This is a genomic window from Pseudomonas trutticola BRTCR10 (assembly GCF_056155105.1).
In genome coordinates, this window is the sequence record NZ_CM149552.1 from 5114056 (window position 1) to 5132918 (window position 18863).

The following is an 18863-nucleotide window of genomic DNA, read 5'->3' on the forward strand; positions in this document are numbered from 1 at the left end:
ACACGCGGTCGCCAAGAGATACCGTTGACCGCGATATCTGCTCATTCGAAGGTGATGGGCTTGACGAAGACGGTTTCACTTTCGCCAGACTGGGTTCTGACGCTGAAAACAAAGGTGCCCCCCGTTTCGCTCGACACAAAGACCCGGGTCAGCCCCTGCTTGTCGGTGAAACCCTGCCTTGGCCGGATAGTCGCGCTGGTGAATATCCCGGGTTCGTAGGACTCGAATTCCCACTCCACGAGCGAGTTTTTCCCAAGGTTGCCGTAGGCGTCCTCAAGCAGCGCATAGAGCTCGACTTCCTGGCCTTTTGGCACAATCCCCAACGGCGTTGGCGACAATTCTGCCGGCGGAAAATTCAGGGTACTGGACTCGGCGACGATATCGATGGAAGGCGCGTACTCAGGCTCAAACAGATCCAGCCAGTAAACGGGCGTGTCCGTGCCCATGATCGCTCCCGGAGTGAAGGTGGCCAGCAGCGTACCGTTCACCTCGGTAGCGCCCGTTTCGATGTTGCCCAAGGCCGCTTGCCAGTAAACGTTGACGCCGCTCAACGGCCTCCCCTCGGCATCGATGAGCGTCACCTTAAAGGTGACTTTCTCTCCACGCTTTCTGGCCACCACCGTGGAAGAACCCTCTACGGTGCACGTGGTCTTGACCAGCGCCTTGAGATCACCCGGCACGTGCACCATGGGTGCGCGTGAACGTTGCTCACCCAGCAGGACGAGTTCGGCGGCATCGGCATAGGCTCTTTTGTCGCCGCTCTCGGGCAAACTGCCGACCAGAAAAATCGTCAACGCGTCCATGCCGGTTTCAGCCGATAGCACACGAACGCGCATCAACAGATCGAGTTGACTGAGGTTCTTCAATATCTTGAGGTCGGTGGTGTCGATGCGGCTGACGCACTCGCGCACTTCCTGCACACTCCAGCCAAAAAAATCGGCCAGTTTGATGGCGGCGGCCTGTTGCGCCAGCCTCCGCGCATCACCCGTGACAGTGGGCAATGCATTGACCTGACGCAGATAATCCAACAGCTTTTGCGCCGGTTGCTCGCTTAAGTCGAATGCCCGGGTCAACGTTGTCAGGTAATACAGTGTGCGCACCGACAACTCATGTTTGTCGGCCTGATCAAACCAGGCCAAGTGACCATACTCCAGATAGTCCAGCAACAGCGTGGCGCTCAAGTCCAGCGTCACTACGACCTCGCTGCGCCGTCGTACTTCAGCCAGCAGATCAAGCAGCGGGCTGGCGTTGCGGCTGGCTGGTCGGCGCGATGCCTCGGCGCTCACGTCGTAATGCTCAAGCACTTCTTGCAACAGATAATGGACCGTGGCATCGGCCCAACTCAGAACGGGTATGGCCAGTTCCACAGCGATACCGGCATAAACGGCCAGCGTCTCTTTGACCAGCGACGCCTGAGCGTCCCGCACCTGCAAAACCACACCTGACATGGTTTCGATGATGGACTGGCGCAATGGCACATCGATCGCCCCCAAGCCGGCTTCGACGGCCCAAGTGACTTTTTCACGAACAACAGCCGAGTAATGCTCCGCTGTCCCGTCAAAGGGTAAAAGCAGGCCATCGGCATCGACAATCGGACCCAGACCGTCCGCGCCGGTCGCCAGGAAATCGAGCCAGTCAGCGGCGCCGGCCGGCGGCACACCCGCCATCAGAAAAGTGCTGTTGGATAACAGCGCGGTCGGCAACAAGTTGCGAATCTGTTCAAAAAACTGCAGATCCTGCTCGGACGGCTCCAGTGCCGGTTGCGCTGCGACCACGTGTTGCAACGTCCACAAAATCGACGGACTGTTTTGCGTCGACCACTGTTCACCGCTGCGCATGGCTTCGATCAGTTCCAGCACATCCGGAGCGCTGCCCGGCACGGTGTGGATAAGTGGAATGCCTGCCAGGCCGTTGACCCATGCATCCCCGCCGAGTACCGACAGCATCAGCACACCTTCAACCGGTGTGATGCTCAGCAACCGCGGCAGTCTGACCAAACGGTAAAAGCTTGAGATGATCGCCGGACTGCGCCTCAGCGTGTCGGTCAATCCATGAGCCTTGGCCACCGTGGTTGCCAGATAAAAATACGTCTGCAGGTCGATCGCCAGACCGCTGCACAGTTGGCTGATCGTCAAATCGACCTGGCCCGGCGCCGGTAACAGGGGAAACGGACCATTGTCGAGCACCAGCGGTTGAAGATAACCGTTCTGACCGTTGAAGATCTGGTCGAACTGCGAGAGCGCTTCGCCGCGACCGTACAGTGACAGTTCGCCGATAAACACGGCAAAGTCAGCGGCGGTGCAGCCATAGCGCTCGTTCAGGGTCTGAAATAGTCCGAAGGCGTGAACTACGCCGTCCGAGATAATCATCTCGCTCCCATCGGGAGGTGCATTGCCACGCTCTACAGCCCTGATGGCCGCCACCAGCAACGCATCGACCTGGTCGTAAGGCAATCCCGTCCAGTTGGCCAGACGCACCATCCGGTTCATCCGGTCGTAGTGATTGAAACCGGAGACTGTGTCGGGGTTTGCCGTCAGTCGATGTCGGTCCTGGCCATCGTCGTAAATACCCAACGCCGGTACGGTGTTGTTGTTGATGTAGACCGAGCCCGAACGCTCGCTTTCACGCGCATCTGGCTCCTCCGGAATGTTGCCGGGGTAGGTTTGCACATTGGGCGAGCGCACCGGAGCAAAATCGCGAATCGACAACAAGGCTTCGATTTGTGTGCTGCCCAACTTTGTGCGTTCGCCGAAAAAAGCGACCTGATTCAGATTGCCGTATTTATTGTTGGCATCATCCGTGCCGAAGTTACGGGCGTAAAAACCTTCGCGACCTTCTTCATAATCCACCCGTTCCTCAGTCAGCAATTGCCGCTGATAAGGGCCGAGCCTTGAAGCCTTGGCGAAGCCGCGACCGGTATTGGCGCCACGGGCATTGGCTTGCAGAAAATAGGGGTACGCCAGGTCAACTTTGTGCTCGAAGTCCCCGACCGAAAGACCGTGCAACTGCACAACGCCGTCAATCGTGACCCAGTGCTGGTAATACGGCAGGCCATTGGGGTAGCGGGCTTCGATCAAGCCATCCTCGATCGACGTCTCTTGCAGGTTCCTGGTGATGAACGCCTCCAGCACCGCAATGATGATGTCCACCGACGATATCGACTGATACACCGCGTTGAAGTCGACCTGCAGGGGTAGCAGATCCATACGGCGCTCATGCAGTTCGTATTTTTTCTCGCGCCCTGGAATAGACTCGATGCGGTCGCGAATCCAGCGCAACAGTTCGATCAGGTAGGCCACCGGCGACAAGATCGACTCCAGCGCATCCACCGGGCACAACGCGGCAAAATCAGTGCCGATCAGATTGTGATAATCGGGACCTTCAACCATCGACAACAAGCCGCTCGAAGGCCGTGCAGCGGCCGTTTTGTCGCCCGTCAGGGTCTGCTCGATAAACTGGCGACGCACGTACGTGGCCATGCTGTTGGCCCTGCGCAAAAACCGCTTTGCGTCATCCGGGCGCAATTCAAGCTCCCTGACCAGGCCCTGAACGCCCTTCTCCACCAGAGGAAAAATCGACCCCTCCTGCTCAAGGTAGGACTGCAGGTTTTTCAGCCCGGTGTCTTGTACGTGTTGGCCCTCACCAAACAACTGAGCGAACAGTTGCAGGGCGGGACGACGCGAATCAGCCATGATCAGGTTCCTTGAGTCGACAACTGGCCCGAACAGCCTGGCGTCTTCGCCAGGCTGTGCTTTCAGTGAGTACGATTTGGCGCTTGGACGCGGTCCGCGTCTACTGTCAGATCTGACAGGTTTTAAGACCGTTCGTCGGGAAACGCAGACTCAGGTATCTACCGAAGGCGGCCGCGCGGGCTCGACTTCAAAGCGTTGGCTGTCGACCCAATCGGAAACCGTCGCGCCGTCCGCACCGTCAGTTATGTCCTGCTGGAATCGGTACCAGTTGCCCGCGCCCGGCAAGGACTGCGTCGACTCACCGGACCATTTGTCACTGGCGATGGGCACCTCCGGCACCCACTTCACATCCGGGTTGTACCAGCTCACCACCTTGCCCCTGCCCTTGCGGCCGCGGCCGGCAAACTGCAGCGGATGACTGACCCAGCGGCCCGCCGCCGGCTCGTCGAGGGTGGGCAGATAAGTCCCCAGCACGACGGGGCGCGTTGCGGCGAGCGAGGCAAACTCACCCAGCGATGCCACCGCTTCAAGTGTGCGCCGCCCACCCACGAGTGAGCTGAAATCTCGCGTCACCGACCAGGTGCGATCCTCGAGCACGCGTGTATTGGCCTGTATCGAACGCCCGCCGGCGGCCACTGTCACCGTGACACTGTCGCCCGGCACACCGAAGCCTGACACCACCGTCGACCGCCCGATGTGGCCGTCCGCGACCGGCGTCTCGATAAACGGCGCGGCCGGGACGACGTCATAGTTCAACAACGCGGTAATGTCCGATTCCCGCAACTTGCCACCTTCATCCATAAACGTTTGCCGCGCCCAGATGGTTTTGCTGCCCACTGGCAACGTGACGTCGACTTGCCACTCGCCGTTCCCGCCCACCGCGATGTCCGTGAGCCAAGGCCCGGGGCGCCCCTCCAGAAAGACCTCGACGCGCCCGTTCACCATGCCCTTCCCCATAAGCGTCGCCGTGCGGGGCAGCTTGCCTTCGGGGGTTGGCTGGGTAATTTCCGGGGGTAACAGCACCACTTCAAAACTGTGCCGGTCACTGGGCTCCGAAGGCCGGCCCTTGAGGGTTTGCCGGGCATCGATGGTGTAGATCGCAAAATCCAGTTGGCTCAGGTCAATCGACCAGACGCCGTCCTGACTCAGTACTTTGGGCGCACCGAGAGGACGGTCGAAACGGACATCTCGCAACTGCAGCGTCGCGCCCGCCATTCCGTTTTCGCCCCCGACAGTGACCACACGACCGACTTTCGAATCGGCATCCGGCTTGGTGATAGTCGGTTTGAGCATGGCCACGAGAACCGTGAAGGTCTTGCTCGCTTTTTCTGATGTTTGCTTGCCAACGACCTGAAAGACCTCGACGGTATGCAATATATCCGGAGCGAATTCCTTGGTTCGCTGAAAAGCCCAGTTGCCGTTCGAGACGGTTGCCAGATGCTCTTCGGGGCTGTCGCTGAATTTGACCTTCACCACCGCTCCCGGCCAGCACGTGCCGCTGAGCCTGGGTGAAAGGCCATCCTCGACCGGGTCGTTCAGGCCGGGGGCCAAGGGGGGGATAGTGACGGTGTGATTAATGCCCTTGGTGGTCTGTGCATCCTTTGATTGCCTGATCAGAAGGACGCGCTCAAACGTCGGGCCCCATTCCGTCGGCGCCGTGCTTATCCATAGGGTATTCCTCACAACAACGTCGGGCAGGTCTGTGATGCTCCCATCACTGTTCAACAGCTTGACCGTGGCGCCGTCCATGCCTGTGCCGCTGATGGTTGGTTTATAGCTGGAGGTGGAGATCACATTGCTGACTTCAGGCAGAACTTTACTGAAGCCGGGTCTTATGGGTGCCGAAGGGATCCAGCCGCTTGCGCCGTCGTCAACCTTTTGAATGATGCTGAGCGAGTAAATGCCGAAAGGCCAGTTGGACACCGTGACCTCCCACTTGCCATCTACCACTGGAACAGAAGGTATCGCAGGTGCATCAGGCCCACTGACACGAGTGATCTCGACTGTTGCCCCCGAGTATCCGCTCCCCGCAAATTTTATCGAGCCGTCAAGGGGGGTGTTTATTGAGACATTCGAGACCGGGGCGGGGCGGACTTTGAACGCTCGCGCATCAGTTCTGCCGGAGTGCTCGTCGACGCCAGCAACAAACTGTTCTGCCTTCAGACTCAGAGGACCCGGCGTCATGTCCGGGACAGTGACACGCCATCCTTCTGTACCCCCTATAACCGGGCCGGTGGCAACAACACTGTGCCCCTCCGTATCGCGCAGAATCTCGACAGTAGCCCCACGCATGCCTTTTGAACCTTCAATTGTGAAGGTTGTATCCACCACTGCGCCTGCATCAGGGTAAAGAATCAAGGGGGGATGGATGACATTAAGCCATATCGCATCGGACTCAACGTCAATGCCCCCCATTTGCGCTTTGACAAGCAGCCGAACCCGACCTTCTGGCAAATAATCATTTGGTGGTCTGTACCAATTACCATTGCTAACGTTAGCTTGGCCGTATTGCTTGGTTCCGCCCGGTTCAGTACTGAAAAGAGTGACGCTTGAACCGTCCAGACCATTACCCCGAAATAACGGCGTTTTTCCCACAATCGCTTCGTTAGCGGGAAGCTCAATCTGCGGGGTCAAAACCCGTACCGTTATAGTTTCCGAAACAGCACTACTCACGTCCTGATGCCAAAAAACGAAGAGGCTCAGAGTTCTCGGTTGTCCTGAAGTCGAGATCTGTATTGAAAATCTGCCGGCGCCATCAGCGGTCCCTTCACCAATAGGTTGATGATCCTGGCGCTCACACACCACCTTCGAATGAGGTGCACAACCACTCCCCGTGAGCTGGAATGTGCGCCCGACGACCTGGTTGGCATGCTTCGGGTCGATGACGGGGGCCGAGGTGTTATAAACCGTCCACACTGCGGTATACATATAAGAGCCCGGATACATCTCCCATTGCAGAACCCGAAATTGGTTTCTCCCGGGGGGCAGGGGATTTCTGAACGTCAGTTCAAATAGCCCATTTCCGTCCATTTGCCGCTCATCACCCAAGTCTGTTTCTACGTAGGCCCCGATAATTTTTACGTTGCGTCCACCATGGCCACCGCCAGTGACCTTGACGGGGTTTCTCACGCTCTCACCGTAGGAAGGTGTACGGATATAAGGCGGTGAGTCGAGGGTTTCGGCATCATCGGATGCGCCTTTTACAGGCTCTTCCTCAAAGGTCGCCATGGTCAGTTCCTTCTGGTGGGTGGGGGCGGGATGGCTTGCCGGAAGCCATTAAATACGCCCTCGCACCTGCGCTGCGCACCTGTAAAATCTGACAGTCCCGACGAACGGTCGCGTACGAAAAAAGCCGTTTTGCCCCCACCGGCAACGTCCTCATCCGCAGGCTACGCCGGGTTGCGCCTTTGCCTACACATCCCTCAGAATCCGCCGGCTTGTGCGCTTTGCCGATGCCCCGTAACTTGATCCGTGCCGCTGCCAATCAGTGGTCGGGTTTAGTCGCCCGGTGGTTGAAATGATGTGTATAAGCGTCATCCAGTCGGGTATTCCCTATCCCCGCACTCGATGGTGGCTGTACGCAGGGCGCCTTCGGGTGCGCCGGGATTCATTTCTCCACCGGTCGACTAACCTGCGTCCAGCCGCCACCCTCATTCGTTTAGTCGCGAACCGGAGGCGGCCCATTACCGGAGAAATGACTATGTGCAAAGAGACGCCAAATCCCCCCGAAACCGACGACTCGGTTTCCCCTTACAAATCAGCCCAATCAAAAAAACTCCACGAGGCCGCCGAAAAAGCCCTCGACCACTACCTCAAACCCACCGGCTCATCCTCACGCAATTCCGTGGATCGCGGCATGCAGATGTTCATGATCGCCCCCGACCTCAACCGCGAAGCTGTGGCCATTCAGACGTACGAAACGTTTTCCTCGGTGAGCATTCTGTTGCTGGATCTGGCGGACAGCCTCGACGACAAGCCGCGACATCTGGCGATGGCGATTTATCAATTGAGCGAGATGGGATTGTTGCTGGCGGAGCAGGCGCTGGATAACGAGCGAGCGATTGCCGTGACCTGATCGTCAACCCGGCGGCGCCTGAACTGACGCCATCGCGGGCAAGCCCGCTCCCACAGGTTCTGCGAGCGGACACAGCATCAGTGAACGACGCAAAACCCTGTGGGAGCTGGCTTGCCAGCGATGCCGTGACCTGACTGTCAACCTTGCGGCGCCGGAACTGACGCCATCGCGGGCAAGCCCGCTCCCACCGGTTTACAGCATAATTGAACGACGCAATCTCTGTGGGAGCTGGCTTGCCAGCGATAGCAATGGTGAAGGCGCCGCAGCACTCAGGCCGAAGCCGGCAACGGCTGAAAACTGAAGTATTGCTTCAATGCCCCGACCAGTTGCCCGTATTCCGGCGGCGGTCGTTGCAGGCTGAAGCCGGCATCGTAATGCAGGGGTGTGGCGTCTTCATGGCACCACAGGCAACACGCGGTGAGGTCGATCACCTGCTGGCAGCCGTCGTCGCATGGGATTTTCAGACGCAGATTGAAATCCGCCCCGATCATCATTGGCAACTGGCTGATCAACATCAGCCCGTCTTCGGACACATTGCCGAGAAAGCCGATGGGTTTGTCGGTGACGCTGTTGAATACCCTGAGGAAATACGGCAGCTGATGCCGTTCGATTCGGCGGTCGGTAAACATGCGCAGTTCGCCATGCAAGGCTCCATCACAGAGCCGCACCTTTGCTTCGGAACGCGCCTGTTAGGCAGACGCGCTCTCCCCGCTTCCGGTGTGACGGTCGCTAAATCGCCGTCACCTGACAACTCGCCAGTCGCAGGTGTTGCACGGGCACATTAGAGACTCGGCTCTAAACCCGATTGATTCGACTATAGCTCAGGCTGTACAACCGGCCAGCTTTTGTATGACAACTGCCATCAAAAGCGCGTCGGACGCACCACGGCAGCGGCGCTGCGCGTCGGGTAATGACCCAGGCTCTGCAGGGTTTCCAGACGGGCGCGGGCGCGGTAGGCGTATTCGCTATTGGGGTACGAGGCGATGATGAATTGATAGGTCTGCGCCGCATCGACAAACATCTTTTGCCGTTCCAGGCACTGGCCGCGCATCATCGACACTTCCGGCCACACATACGGGCGGGCACGGCTGGCACGTTCGACCTTGGACAGTTCGAGCATCACCTGCTCGCAATTGCCGCGATCGTAGGCGCTGTAGGCATTGTTCAAATGATGGTTCATCGACCAACGGGTGCAGCCCGTCACGGCGAGGACGCTGAGGGCAAGGGCGGCAATGGGTACGAATCGCATGAGGGTTCTCCTGTCTTGTGCTCTGTATCGACCCATCGTCGGAAATCTTCAGAACCGTTTGCGCCGATTGTCGCGTTGGTGCGGTAGTCGCGTTCAATAAAGAAAACGATAAGTAGTGCAAACGAACAATGACTACACCCTTCGAGCATAGTAGCCTTCGCTAGCGCTTGAACTCAGGAGTCTTTGCATGTCCGTCCGTCGTACCAAAATCGTCGCTACCCTTGGCCCGGCCAGTAACTCGCCGGAAGTTCTCGAACAGCTGATTCTGGCTGGTCTGGACGTTGCCCGTCTGAACTTCTCCCACGGCACCCCCGACGAGCACAAGGCTCGCGCGAAACTGGTGCGTGACCTCGCCGCCAAGCACGGCCGCTTCGTCGCCCTGCTCGGTGACCTGCAAGGCCCGAAAATCCGTATCGCCAAATTCGCCAACAAGAAGATCGAGCTGAAGATCGGTGACAAGTTCACCTTCTCCACCAGCCATCCGTTGACCGAAGGCAACCAGCAAGTGGTCGGCATCGACTACCCGGACCTGGTGAAAGACTGCGGCGTGGGCGACGAGCTGCTGCTCGACGACGGCCGCGTGGTAATGCGCGTTGAAACCGCCACCGCCACAGAATTGCATTGCGTGGTGACCATCGGCGGCCCGCTGTCCGATCACAAAGGCATCAACCGTCGCGGTGGCGGCCTGACCGCGCCGGCCCTGACTGAAAAAGACAAGGCCGACATCAAGCTCGCCGCAGAAATGGAAGTCGACTACCTCGCGGTGTCCTTCCCGCGTGACGCCGCCGACATGAACTACGCCCGTCAACTGCGCGACGAGGCCGGCGGCACTGCCTGGCTGGTGGCGAAGATCGAACGCGCCGAAGCCGTGGCCGACGACGAAACCCTCGACGGTCTGATCCAGGCTTCCGATGCAGTGATGGTTGCCCGTGGTGACCTCGGTGTGGAAATCGGCGACGCCGAGCTGGTAGGCATTCAGAAGAAAATCATTCTGCACGCACGCCGCCACAACAAGGCTGTGATCGTTGCGACCCAAATGATGGAGTCGATGATCCAGAACCCGATGCCGACCCGCGCCGAAGTGTCCGACGTGGCCAACGCCGTGCTTGACTACACCGACGCCGTGATGCTCTCGGCTGAATCCGCCGCTGGCCTGTACCCGCTGGAAGCTGTGCAAGCGATGGCGCGTATCTGCGTCGGCGCTGAAAAGCACCCGACCGGCAAGACCTCCAGCCACCGCATCGGCAAGGAATTCACCCGCTGCGACGAAAGCATCGCGCTGGCGACCATGTACACCGCCAACCACTTCCCGGGTGTCAAAGCGATCATCGCCCTGACCGAAAGTGGCTACACCCCGCTGATCATGTCGCGCATCCGTTCCTCGGTGCCGATCTACGCCTACTCGCCACACCGCGAGACTCAGGCGCGCGCCGCGATGTTCCGTGGCGTGTACACCATCCCGTTCGATCCGGCTTCGCTGGAACCGCACGAAGTCAGCCAGAAAGCGATCGACGAACTGGTCAAACGCGGCGTTGTGGAAAAAGGCGACTGGGTCATCCTGACCAAGGGCGACAGCTACCACACCACCGGCGGCACCAACGGCATGAAGATCCTGCACGTGGGCGACCCGCAGGTCTGACGCGGGCAAGCCCGCTCCCACAGGTTTTGCGTGGGACCGAGTGATCGGTGGTTCGAAAAACGAAAGCCTCGGCATGTGAATGCCGGGGCTTTTGTTTTTCTCAGGCAGACGCTGCGGAGGCTGCGATCACTTTGCGTGAAGGGGTTTGTCAACTGTCAGTTCTGACAGTTGACCAGAGTCGCTATCAAGTAGCTACTCGCGTAAACCCGTTCACTGAAGGAGTGCCACATGGACAGTACATCTCTACCAACCCGCCAGGCCGGCACCTTTGATGAGAGCTTCGCCGACGGCGGCGTCTTTCTTTTGAATACCCAAGAGGCGGGACTGAACCGCATCATGGGTGTAATGGCGACATCCAGTCATCTGTACTTCTGTGGCTCCAGCACGTTGAATCCGCTCAATAGTCGCTACCTGCTAGGTCGAATGTGGCCAGATGGATCGTTGGACGACACCTTCGGGGCGAACGGCATTGTCCGAGCTTCTTTTGGCGGCACACAAGCATCCACCGGTCGATCCATTGCAATTTGCAGTGACGGGAAATTGCTCCTGACTGGCTCGGTTGCCTACAGAAGTCCTGCACTGGCGCGTTACTACCCTGACGGCAGGCTGGATCGCAGTTTTGGCACCGAAGGGCACGTCATCCTGCCACTGCCGGAAGAGATTGATGAGCAGGTGGCACTCGACATCCAAGGCGAGAGTCAAGACTCTGCTTGCACGGTGACACCACTGGCAGACGAAAAAATCCTGGTAGTACGCAACTATGTCATCACTCATGGAGCAGCTACACGCGCCTTCGTTTTTCTGCTCAACAGCGATGGTTCGCTCGATACAACCTTCAATCAAAAAGGCTATGTGCAAGTCCTTTATCCCGGTGCAACGGCAGCGGACGTGGGACTTGCCAGCGGGTCGACTGACTCGAACGGGCGCATCATGGTGTGTGGCCGATTGATGCTCAGCGATGAGTCAACCTATACGCCCTTGTTGGCCCGATACACCCGCGATGGTCGCCTTGATACCAGCTTCGGCGAGAAAGGCTTTGTCGTTTATTCTGATGCGCCGCGGTTAAAGGCAGGCCTGGTGGCTGTTATCGGGCAACCGAACAATCGATTGCTGGGGATCGGCATCACCGAAGATGGCGAACAAGGTGTACTGGTCAGCCTCGAACCGGATGGCAGCGCGAATATTCAGTTCAATCGTGGCCAACCACTGCTCACTCGCCTGGATAACACCACTACCCGCTGGAAAAGTGGGGTTATGCAGGCCGATGGCAAGATCGTCTTGGCGGGCCAGATCAAGCACCCGGATCAACGTTCCGAAGCCGTGGTGGTGCGCTTGCTCAGCGATGGATTGTTGGATTCGACGTTCAATAACGTCGGATGGACCAGCACACCGGTGAACGAGGAGCCCCTCACCCACGCAGTGGTCCTGCAGGCAGATGGAAAAATAGTCGTTGCAGGCGAGACGGGCACCACTAGAAATACGCAGGGGTTCCTGCTCCGTTTCCATGCCAGCAATTAGTGCGGCTCTGCCCCTCATTACCCTCCCAGGCGATATCTGAACCCACCTTCCAATTGTTTGGTACGAGTTTGGGCGCGCCTGGATATTTCATGAAGGCAATAGACATGAACATGACTCTTAATACAGTACTGGTCGATGGTCAATTTGATCCGTCTTTTGGCGAGGCCGGGACTGTACGCCTGGATAAAGTGGACCCGAACGGTGTTTTATTGAACCCCGAAACATGCATTACTGACCCAATGGGGCGAATTTATATTGCGGGATCACTCGGTGACGGGCCAAATTATAATAATTACTTTTGTCTGCGACTGACCTCAGAGGGTATCGTCGACACTGCCTTTGGCATTGCGGGATATGCCAGTGGAAGTTTTTATAACGGCGGCAACCACGATAAAAATTTGGCGGCTACCAAGATAGACATACTCGCAGATGGCAAAATATTGCTGACTGCTGCTCTTTATAATCCGCCGACGCTTCGAGGTCTGGTACGTCTGAATCTGGATGGCAGCCTGGATCTCGGGTTTGGCGAAGAGGGCAAAGTTGTTATCGACTTTACCGACAACGATTCAACAAATGCTCCCTCTCCTCGCTCATCGCAAGATCAACAGCACAGCGGTACCTTGGCCCTTCCTGACGGAAAGATAATGCTGTGGAAAGACATCTGGAGTCGCGAAGAAATCTATACGGTTGTCGCGCGGCTCCACGAAAATGGAGCTATTGATACCGGCTTTAACCAAACCGGCTTCGTAAAAATACCGGGTATCGCCGGTTTTAAAGAAACATACGTGCAGTCAATATTGCTGGAAAACGACGGGACGTATACGGTGAGTGGTTTCTGCCACCCAGTATATAATCAGATATTATCGATGGTCACCAGACTACTGCCTGATGGGAAAACAGACCTTTCTTTTGCCGACAACGGCTATTTAATTATCAGTTCGCAAGATTATAGGCTGAGCACTGCTGGAGCTATTCGACAGACCAATAATCGACTTTTGGCTTTTGGCGGTGCAACTCAACACCCTGAGTCGTCAGGATTATTAATCAGTCGAGAAGTCGACGGCAGCGAAAATATCCAATTCAACCGTGGCTTACCCTTGATAACCCATTTGGCTGACCGAAGATTGGCATGGAGAGGCGCCCTGATTCAAAGCGACGGCAAGATTCTTGTCCATGGATATTCAGAAGCTGAACATCACGTTACAACAACCGTTGTCGCTCGATTTACGGATGCCGGTGAACTTGATCCAGACTTTGGCGCTGGCACTGGCGGGTTGATGTTCGAGCTTCGCTCCTCATCGCTGGCATGGCTTAAAGATAATAAAGTTTTGATTCTCGGGTTTGAATCCGACGGAATCGTCATTCGTCATTTCATTGCGCGGGGCCTGCTTGGATAACGGATCTTCTAGGTCTGGTTTGCATTTTCACGGGCGTAGCTGACTTAAAACCGGTTGCCCTGCCATGTGGTTGACAGGGCTTTTTTGATACTGCCCCACAAGATGTGGTGTTTGATCGGACCTGTTGGCGAGCAAGCCTCCTCCCACAGTTGAAATCCGTTCTGCTGTGGGAGGGGGCTTGCTCCCGAAGAGGCCGGCACAGTCAGCGAAGATTCAATGCCGTTTGATAAACCCGGTCAACGCCGCCAATGCCTCCGGCGAACGCAGTCGCTGAGTGAACAACGCGCCCTCCTCCTCGATCACTGTACGGATCAACTCACGGTCCGGTGCTTTCATCAATTGCTTGCTGATGCGGACAGCTTCCGGCGGCAGCTCATCAAAACGCAACGCCATCTCCCGTGCCTTGGCCAATGCAGCTTCGCCGCTGCCCAACGCCTCTGTGGCGATGCCCCACTGGGCGGCCTGTTCGCCGCTGAAACCTTCGCCGAGCAGCAACAACTCTGCCGCTTTGGCCTGCCCTAGCAAGCGCGGCAAGATCAGGCTGGAAGCGAACTCCGGGCACAACCCGAGGTTGACGAACGGCATGCGCAAGCGCGCATCGCGGCTGACGTAAACCAGATCGCAATGCAGCAACATTGTCGTACCAATCCCCACCGCCGCCCCAGCCACGGCGGCGATCACCGGTTTGCGGCATTCGAGCAGATTGAGCATGAAGTGGAACACCGGGCTGTCGAGATCACTCGGCGGTTGCTGGATGAAATCGGCAATATCGTTGCCGGCGGTGAAGCATTCGCTGCTGCCAGTGATCAACACGGCGTTTATTTGCGGATCGCTGTCAGCCTGTTTCAACGCCTCGGCGAGATGGCTGTACATGGCCCGGGTCAGGGCGTTTTTCTTGTCCGGGCGGTTGAGACGCAGGGTCAACAAACCGCGTTCGCGTTCCAGCAAAATGGCTTCGGTCATGACATCTCTCGACAGTTCAGGCCAGCGAAGATCACTGTGGTGAGGGGATTTATCCCCGATGGGCTGCGCAGCGGCCCCAGACTATTGTGAGTGCTGCAGACTCAATCGGGGCGGTGCGACGTTTCGCTAAATCCCCTCGCCACAGGATCTCTCGAACAAATGAATTCAGCGTTCAACCACGGGACAAGAACACATCGGCCAGCAGTTGATTGCGCGGCAGTCCAGCCAGGTACAGGCGTCGGGCGAAGGCGTCGACACTGGCCGTCGAGCCGCAGACTAAGGCCAGGGTTTGCCGGGAAACAAGGCGCAGTTGCGCCAAAGCGGCGGCTGACTCGGCCGCTGTCCACAGCTCGACGCTGAGGTTTTCGCGCTGCGCGGCCAATGCCGCGAGGGGTTTGGCCAGATAGTGCCCTTCGGCATCATGGGCCAGGTGAATGACGCGGATGGCGCCTTGGTGATCCTGCCGCAAGGCTTCGCGCAGTACGCCGAACAATGGGCCCAGGCCCGTACCGGCAGCCAGCAGCCACAGCGGTCGGGTGTGCCAGTCAGCGTCGTAATGCAGCGCGCCGCCGCGCAGTTCGCCAAGACGGATCGAGTCGCCGATCTGCAAGCGCCGCGCCGCATCGCTGAATTCGCCAGGCTGGCGACAGTCGAGGTGGAACTCCAGAAAGCGGTCTTCTTCCGGCAGGCTGGCCAGCGAATACGGCCGGGCAATGTGATCGATCCATAACACCAGATGTTGCCCGGCGCTGTAGCGCAGCGGCCGTTGCGGGGTCAGGCGCAGGCGCAGAACACTGTCGCTGAGCCAGTCCAGTGCTTCGACCACCGCCGGGCGACCGTCGGCGAGCGGGTCGAAGGTGTGCACCTGCAAGTCTTCGATCACCTGACACTGGCAGGCCAGCCGCCACCCCTGCTGGCGCTGCTCGGCGCTCAAGGCATCCGGGCGATTGTCGGCAGGCAGGCCTTGGACGCACTGAACCAGACACGCATGGCAACTGCCGGCACGACAGCTATAAGGCACAGCCACACCGTTCTGATTGAGGGCGTCGAGCAGATTGCTGCCCGCCGCCACCGACCATTGCCGTTCTGCGACACGAAGTTCAGGCATCGACGTTCTCCCACGCGGCCGCACAGCGATTGCGTCCGTCACGCTTGGCCCGATAGAGCGCCTGATCGGCACGCTGCAAGGCGTCATCCAGATCATCGCCCAACGCCAACAGGGTCATGCCGGCCGACAGGCTGAGGTTGCGTACATTCAGGCCGATCAGTTCGACATCGGTGAAGGCGATCCGCAGACGCTCGCAGCAAGCGGTCAGCCGTTCGGCATTGCAGTCGGGCAGCAACACGACGAATTCTTCACCACCATAACGTGCCAGCACATCGCCGTCGCGCAAGCAGGCCTGAGCGACGCCGGCAAACGCCTGCAACACCTGATCGCCGGCGGCGTGGCCGTGCAAGTCGTTGATGCGTTTGAAATGGTCGAGGTCGATCAGTGCCAGGCCGTGCACGATGTCGCTGTCCATCGCATTCAGCTCGCGCGAGGCCAGGCGCAGAAAATGCCGGCGGTTGAACAGGCCGGTCAGTTCGTCGGTGGCCACCAGATCTTCAAGCTGGCGCATCATCCCGCGCAACGTGTCTTGGTGTGCTTGCAAGGCAAAGCGGCGCTGGCGCATGCGTTGGCGCGACACCTGGACGAAACGCGCATAAATCACCAGCCATGCCAGCACCATGGCGAGGATGCACACCTGCAAGGCGGCGAGCGCGGGCTCACGCAAGCGGTAGTGATAAGCGTCCCACAGGGTGATTGCGCAGAAGCTGAAGAACACCAGCAGCGCACAGCGGATAAACGCCCGCCGGCTCAGATGGAACAGACCGAACAGCAGAATCAGCACATAGAACACCAGGAAGGCACTGCGCGCTTCATCCAGATGGGCGATCAGCCAGGTCTGCCAGCCGAGTCCGAGCAAGACTTGCCCCTCGGTCAGGCTGGGGTCGGCGAAGCGCAGGTTGCGCCCGCTCCAGAACAGCACGAACAGGACGGCCTGACTGATCACCACCAGCGCGCTGCCGATGGCGATGGCACTCAGGGACTGCTCGTAATGACCGGTGAAAAACGCCAGCCACAGCAGCAGCAAAGCCAATCCATAGGTGGCTGCAGCGAGGGCAAAGCGTTTGAGCAAAAGACGTTGAATGGCGTTATGGGTCAATCGTTGACTCACCGTGCGATTGGAGGCTGACCGAGTGTCCTACTCTACAGACCGGCTGCCACTTTAGTGGCGTAGTCGATAAATGACCACCGATTTTCGGGCTCGAAATTTGACGTCAAAAAAGCCCCTTTAAAAGCCCCTCACCCTAGCCCTCTCCCGGAGGTAGAGGGAACTGACCGAGTTGTTTATCTGAGGTACACCGACCTGAAACATCGCGCCGAACTCAGGTTTTGAATAGCACGAAGATCGGCTCCCTTTCCCCCTCGCCCCCTTGGGGGCGGTCCGACGTTTCGGGAGGGCTGGGGTGAGGGGGTAGCTCTTGAAGTGCAAACCCCATGTCCGATATTCGCCCAGCCATGCGACCAACGAATGACTGCCGGCGCGTGTATGCCCCTGTGATGCGCGGTATACTGCCGCGCCTTTTTAGCGTCGCGCCAGCAGCCCCGGCGTGCCTTGAAAGGTGCTTGCGACCGACCGATGCACCCAAGCCGCAGGCACCTTATTGAATGTTCCCGTCTTTTAGAGGAGCGCGACTCATGACCGTGATCAAGCAAGACGACCTGATTCAGAGCGTTGCCGACGCCCTGCAGTTCATTTCCTATTACCACCCCGTGGATTTCATCCAGGCGATGCACGAAGCCTACCTGCGCGAAGAATCGCCAGCGGCGCGTGACTCGATGGCGCAGATCCTGATCAACTCGCGCATGTGCGCCACCGGCCACCGCCCGATCTGCCAGGACACCGGTATCGTTACCGTGTTCGTGCGTGTCGGCATGGACGTGCGCTGGGATGGCGCCACCATGGGCCTGGACGACATGATCAACGAAGGCGTGCGTCGCGCCTACAACCTGCCGGAAAACGTCCTGCGTGCCTCGATCCTCGCCGACCCGGCGGGCGCTCGCAAAAACACCAAGGACAACACCCCTGCCGTGATTCACTACTCCATCGTCCCGGGCAACACCGTGGAAGTGGACGTGGCGGCCAAGGGCGGCGGTTCCGAGAACAAGTCGAAAATGGCCATGCTCAACCCGTCCGACTCGATCGTTGACTGGGTGCTGAAGACCGTTCCGACCATGGGCGCCGGCTGGTGCCCACCGGGCATGCTCGGCATCGGCATCGGCGGCACCGCCGAGAAAGCCGCGGTCATGGCCAAGGAAGTGTTGATGGAATCCATCGACATCCACGAACTGAAGGCCCGTGGCCCGCAGAACCGCATCGAAGAAATGCGTCTGGAGCTGTTCGAGAAGGTCAACCAGTTGGGCATCGGCGCCCAGGGCCTCGGTGGCCTGACCACCGTGCTCGACGTGAAGATCATGGACTACCCGACCCACGCCGCCTCGCTGCCGGTGTGCATGATCCCGAACTGCGCCGCCACCCGTCACGCGCACTTTGTGCTCGACGGTTCCGGCCCGGCCTCGCTGGAAGCGCCACCACTGGACGCCTACCCGGAAATCGTCTGGGAAGCCGGCCCGTCGGCCCGTCGCGTCAACCTCGACACCCTGACCCCGGAAGACGTGCAGAGCTGGAAGCCGGGCGAAACCGTGCTGCTCAACGGCAAGATGCTCACCGGTCGCGACGCCGCGCACAAACGCATGGTCGAGATGCTCAACAAGGGCGAAACCCTGCCGGTCGACCTGAAAGGTCGCTTCATCTACTACGTTGGCCCGGTTGATCCGGTCGGTGACGAAGTGGTTGGCCCGGCTGGCCCGACCACCGCAACGCGAATGGACAAGTTCACCCGGCAGATCCTTGAGCAGACTGGCCTGTTGGGCATGATCGGCAAGTCCGAGCGCGGCCCGACCGCCATCGACGCGATCAAGGACAACAAGGCCGTGTACCTGATGGCTGTCGGCGGCGCCGCTTACCTGGTTGCGCAAGCGATCAAGAAGTCCAAGGTGCTGGCGTTTGCCGAGCTGGGTATGGAAGCGATCTACGAGTTCGAGGTCAAGGACATGCCGGTCACCGTCGCGGTGGACAGCAAAGGTGAATCGGTACACATCACCGGCCCTGCGATCTGGCAACAGAAGATCAGCGAAAGCCTGGCGGTAGAAGTGCAGTAAGCACTTAAACCGTAAAAAACAAGGCCGGCCCGTCCCACGACGAGCCGGCCTTTTTTGTGCCCG

The 18863-nt window shown here is 58.7% G+C and carries 12 protein-coding genes; 5 read left to right on the top strand and 7 right to left on the bottom strand.

Annotated elements, in window-relative coordinates; translation table 11 throughout:
• Window positions 1–41 precede the first annotated feature (41 nt).
• Together ACVVH8_RS23260 and ACVVH8_RS23265 are read right to left on the bottom strand one after the other, a co-directional pair.
• Window positions 42–3692, bottom strand: a complete 3651-nt coding sequence (locus tag ACVVH8_RS23260) for a Tc toxin subunit A (protein ID WP_475226568.1) — start codon at window positions 3690–3692, stop codon at window positions 42–44.
• 150 nt (window positions 3693–3842) lie between these two features.
• Window positions 3843–6920, bottom strand: a complete 3078-nt coding sequence (locus ACVVH8_RS23265; protein WP_475226574.1) for an Ig-like domain-containing protein — start codon at window positions 6918–6920, stop codon at window positions 3843–3845.
• Between the two features lie 472 nt (window positions 6921–7392).
• Between ACVVH8_RS23265 and ACVVH8_RS23270 the strand changes: the two genes are divergently transcribed.
• Window positions 7393–7767, top strand: coding sequence for a DUF6124 family protein (locus ACVVH8_RS23270; RefSeq protein WP_475226576.1), 375 nt, complete (start codon window positions 7393–7395; stop codon window positions 7765–7767).
• 269 nt (window positions 7768–8036) lie between these two features.
• Here the strand turns inward: ACVVH8_RS23270 and ACVVH8_RS23275 are convergent, their stop codons facing one another.
• A complete protein-coding gene (locus tag ACVVH8_RS23275) occupies window positions 8037–8396 on the bottom strand; it encodes a PilZ domain-containing protein (protein ID WP_103306426.1) in 360 nt (119 codons plus the stop codon).
• A 233-nt stretch (window positions 8397–8629) separates the two neighbouring features.
• Window positions 8630–9016: a tetratricopeptide repeat protein gene (locus tag ACVVH8_RS23280; RefSeq protein ID WP_007951249.1), complete on the bottom strand. Its 387-nt coding sequence runs from the start codon at window positions 9014–9016 to the stop codon at window positions 8630–8632.
• Window positions 9017–9203: 187 nt separating this feature from the next.
• Between ACVVH8_RS23280 and pyk the strand changes: the two genes are divergently transcribed.
• From pyk to ACVVH8_RS23295, 3 genes are all read left to right on the top strand, one after another.
• Window positions 9204–10655, top strand: a complete 1452-nt coding sequence (gene pyk, locus ACVVH8_RS23285) for a pyruvate kinase (RefSeq protein ID WP_103306425.1) — start codon at window positions 9204–9206, stop codon at window positions 10653–10655.
• A gap of 228 nt (window positions 10656–10883) precedes the next feature.
• The gene (locus tag ACVVH8_RS23290; RefSeq protein ID WP_475226578.1) at window positions 10884–12173 is read left to right on the top strand and encodes a hypothetical protein; all 1290 of its coding nucleotides are present in this window, start codon (window positions 10884–10886) and stop codon (window positions 12171–12173) included.
• 104 nt (window positions 12174–12277) lie between these two features.
• Window positions 12278–13570 (top strand): hypothetical protein, encoded by a 1293-nt coding sequence (locus tag ACVVH8_RS23295; protein WP_475226580.1) that lies wholly within the window; start codon window positions 12278–12280, stop codon window positions 13568–13570.
• Between the two features lie 213 nt (window positions 13571–13783).
• On the opposite strand, the gene ACVVH8_RS23300 is transcribed toward ACVVH8_RS23295, so the two are convergent.
• The 3 genes from ACVVH8_RS23300 to ACVVH8_RS23310 all read right to left on the bottom strand — a co-directional run bounded on the left by ACVVH8_RS23300 (window position 13784) and on the right by ACVVH8_RS23310 (window position 16740).
• Window positions 13784–14533, bottom strand: a complete 750-nt coding sequence (locus ACVVH8_RS23300) for an enoyl-CoA hydratase-related protein (protein ID WP_475226583.1) — start codon at window positions 14531–14533, stop codon at window positions 13784–13786.
• 172 nt (window positions 14534–14705) lie between these two features.
• Complete coding sequence (locus ACVVH8_RS23305; RefSeq protein ID WP_103306421.1) at window positions 14706–15641, bottom strand: iron-sulfur-binding ferredoxin reductase; 936 nt, start codon at window positions 15639–15641, stop codon at window positions 14706–14708.
• Window positions 15634–16740 (bottom strand): GGDEF domain-containing protein, encoded by a 1107-nt coding sequence (locus tag ACVVH8_RS23310; RefSeq protein ID WP_475226585.1) that lies wholly within the window; start codon window positions 16738–16740, stop codon window positions 15634–15636. Before ACVVH8_RS23310 ends, ACVVH8_RS23305 begins: the two co-directional genes overlap by 8 nt.
• A gap of 536 nt (window positions 16741–17276) precedes the next feature.
• Between ACVVH8_RS23310 and ACVVH8_RS23315 the strand changes: the two genes are divergently transcribed.
• Window positions 17277–18800: a fumarate hydratase gene (locus ACVVH8_RS23315; protein WP_016773454.1), complete on the top strand. Its 1524-nt coding sequence runs from the start codon at window positions 17277–17279 to the stop codon at window positions 18798–18800.
• The last annotated feature ends 63 nt before the right edge of the window (window positions 18801–18863 follow it).